This is a genomic window from Saccharomonospora saliphila YIM 90502 (genome assembly GCF_000383795.1).
Lineage (GTDB): Bacteria > Actinomycetota > Actinomycetes > Mycobacteriales > Pseudonocardiaceae > Saccharomonospora > Saccharomonospora saliphila.
Genome location: NZ_KB912731.1, coordinates 1 through 2,621 on the forward strand (window position 1 = coordinate 1; position 2,621 = coordinate 2,621).

The window sequence follows — 2,621 nt, forward strand, 5'->3', positions numbered from 1 at the left end:
GCCCGCGAGGACCCCGCCGACGACGAGGTGGCCCGGGGTCGCGCGGTGGTGCGTGCCGCGCTGGACCGGAGCAGGCACGGCGATCCCGTTCCCTCGGACGAGGACGTGGTCGAACTCGCGTCGGCGCTGGCCACGCCACTGGTGCGGGACGCGTGCCTGGCCACGGCGGTACCGCCGGGCACGCCGGGAGCGGTCGCGGCCGAACGGTTGTGGCTGACGCTGACACGGCGTACGCCCGCGCCCGAGCGCGCGCGGCCCGCGACCCTGTTGGGTTACTCCGCGTACGTGCGCGGGGATGGCGCCTTCGCCGGGATGGCGCTGTCCGAGGCGCGGGAGGCCGACCCGGACCACCTGCTCGCCCAATTGTTGACCCAGGCGCTCGACCACGCGGTGCCGCCCGGCACGCTCGCACGGTTGGGCACGAGCGCCGAGGCCGACGCCCTGGGTCTTCCCCCCTCCGTGGAGCTGCCCGCATCGCCTCCCGGCGACGACCGACCCGGCGACGACCGACCCGGCGACGACCGACCCGGCGACGACCGGCCCGGTGGCAGGAAGCCGGGTCGTCGTCAGGGGCGAGAGGGCCGGGATCGTGGGCGCCACGGCCGTGGCGACGGCCCCGGAGGGGAGGGGCGCATCAGGCGGACACCGCCGCCTGACGGTCCCGGGTGAAGGCCCAGGCGTCGGCGACGAGCCCGGTCAGATCGGTGTGGCGCGGTGTCCAGCCGAGCTGTGCCCTGGCCCGGTCGCTGGCCGCGACGAGAACCGCCGGGTCCCCGTCGCGGCGCTGGGCCACCGCGGCCGGGACGGGATGGCCGGTGACCTCGCGACAGGCCTCGATCACCTGGCGCACGGAGAAACCGGTGCCGTTGCCGAGGTTGTAGATCCGGTGCTCACCGGCCTGCGCGTGGATGAGCGAGAGCAGGTGTGCCTCGGCGAGGTCGGCCACGTGGATGTAGTCGCGGACGGCGGTCCCGTCGGGGGTCGGGTAGTCGTCACCGTAGATCTGCACCGCCTCGCGGTGTCCGGTGGCGACCTGGAGGACCAGGGGGATGAGGTGGGTCTCGGTGGCGTGCCGCTCGCCGAAGCCGCGGTAGGCGCCCGCCACGTTGAAGTAGCGCAGGCTCACCGCGGCGAGTCCGTGTGCCCGCGCGTAGCTGGTGATCGCGTGGTCGATCGCGAGCTTCGTGGCGCCGTAGGTGTTGGTCGGGTCCGTGGCCGCCGTCTCGGGGATGGGGGTCTGCTCCGGCTCGCCGTAGGTGGCGGCGGTGGACGAGAACACGAGCCTCGGGGTGCCGTGCGTGCGCATCGCGTCGAGGAGGCGCAGGGAGGTGAGGACGTTACCGCGCCAGTAGGCGCCGGGGTCCTGCATCGACTCGCCGACCAGAGACTTGGCGGCGAAGTGCAGGACGCCGTCGAAACCCTCGGCCAGCAGTGTCCCGGCGACCTCGGCCGCATCACCCTGGACGAAGCGGGCGTCGGCGGGGACGGCGTCGGCGTGTCCGGTGGACAGGTCGTCGACGACGGTGACCTCGTGCCCCGCTTCGAGGAGCCGGGCCGCGCAGACGCTGCCGATGTAACCCGCTCCACCCGTGACGACCAGTTTCAAGGGAGTGTTCGACGGCGTGGTCTCACTGGGCATTCGCGCGGAACCCTTTCTCGGGTGAGGACGGCAGGTGCAGGGTGGTCACGATACGAGGGGCCGGTGTTCCCGGCCGCACCCGGTCGGCCGGGAACACCGGCGCCGGGCGCGGCCGTCTCGTCGCCTCGCCTGCCTGGGGAACGCGGGACCCGCTCGTCACCGGGCCTGCGCGAGAACGGCGTGCAGCGCGGACGCCGACACCGCGGCGGAGTGGGTGTCGTCGGAGACCTCGACGCTGGTGGAGCCACCGCCGATCGTGCCGACCCGCACGGTCTTGCCGGGCACGATGCCCACCGACCGCAGCTCGGTCATCAGGTCCTCGTCGAGCTGCACGTGCTCGGCGATCCGCCGGATCTCCACCTTGCCGCCCCCGGACCGGGCCACCTCGTCGAGCCGCACCAGGTCGGCTTCGGCCGGCGGGGCGGGCTCGCCCGCCCCGAGCTTGTCCAGGCCGGGAATGGGGTTGCCGTAGGGCGAGGTCCTGGGGTTGTTGAGCAGCGTCACGAGCTTGCGCTCGACCGCTTCGCTCATCACGTGCTCCCAGCGGCACGCCTCGTTGTGCACGTGTTCCCACTCCAGGCCGATGACGTCCACCAGGAGGCGCTCGGCCAGCCGGTGCTTGCGCATCACCGCGACCGCCAGCTCGCGGCCGTGGTCGGTGAGCTGGAGGTGCCGGTCGTCGGCGACCACCACCAGCCCGTCACGTTCCATCCGCGCCACCGTCTGGCTCACGGTGGGGCCGCTCTGCTGCAACCGCTCCGCGATCCGAGCGCGCAGTGGAACGACACCCTCCTCCTCGAGCTCGTAAATGGTGCGCAGGTACATCTCGGTAGTGTCGATGAGATCGTTCACGCCTGTCCCCTTCGCTCGCCTCACTCATGGTAGTCGCTGGTACCGACCCGCAGGACAGGCGCGGGGCGGGAGAACCCGCGCGCCCGGCGGTCCCGACCGCCCGCGCCTGGCGCGGCCGACGGCGCGGGCA

Annotated in this window: 3 protein-coding genes; 1 reads left to right on the forward strand and 2 read right to left on the reverse strand. The window is 73.3% G+C overall.

The features are described from left to right. Positions 1-669, forward strand: a 669-nt coding sequence (locus SACSA_RS24080; RefSeq protein WP_019819776.1) for a DUF4192 domain-containing protein, incomplete at its 5' end; no start/stop codon positions are given. Here SACSA_RS24080 and galE read toward each other — a convergent pair. Together galE and SACSA_RS0120690 are read right to left on the reverse strand one after the other, a co-directional pair. Further along, positions 635-1,639, reverse strand: a complete 1,005-nt coding sequence (galE, locus tag SACSA_RS0120685) for a UDP-glucose 4-epimerase GalE (RefSeq protein ID WP_019819777.1) — start codon at positions 1,637-1,639, stop codon at positions 635-637. The genes SACSA_RS24080 and galE overlap by 35 nt on opposite strands. Before the next feature lie 156 nt (positions 1,640-1,795). Then, positions 1,796-2,491: a metal-dependent transcriptional regulator gene (locus SACSA_RS0120690; RefSeq protein WP_019819778.1), complete on the reverse strand. Its 696-nt coding sequence runs from the start codon at positions 2,489-2,491 to the stop codon at positions 1,796-1,798. Between the last annotated feature and the right edge of the window lie 130 nt (positions 2,492-2,621).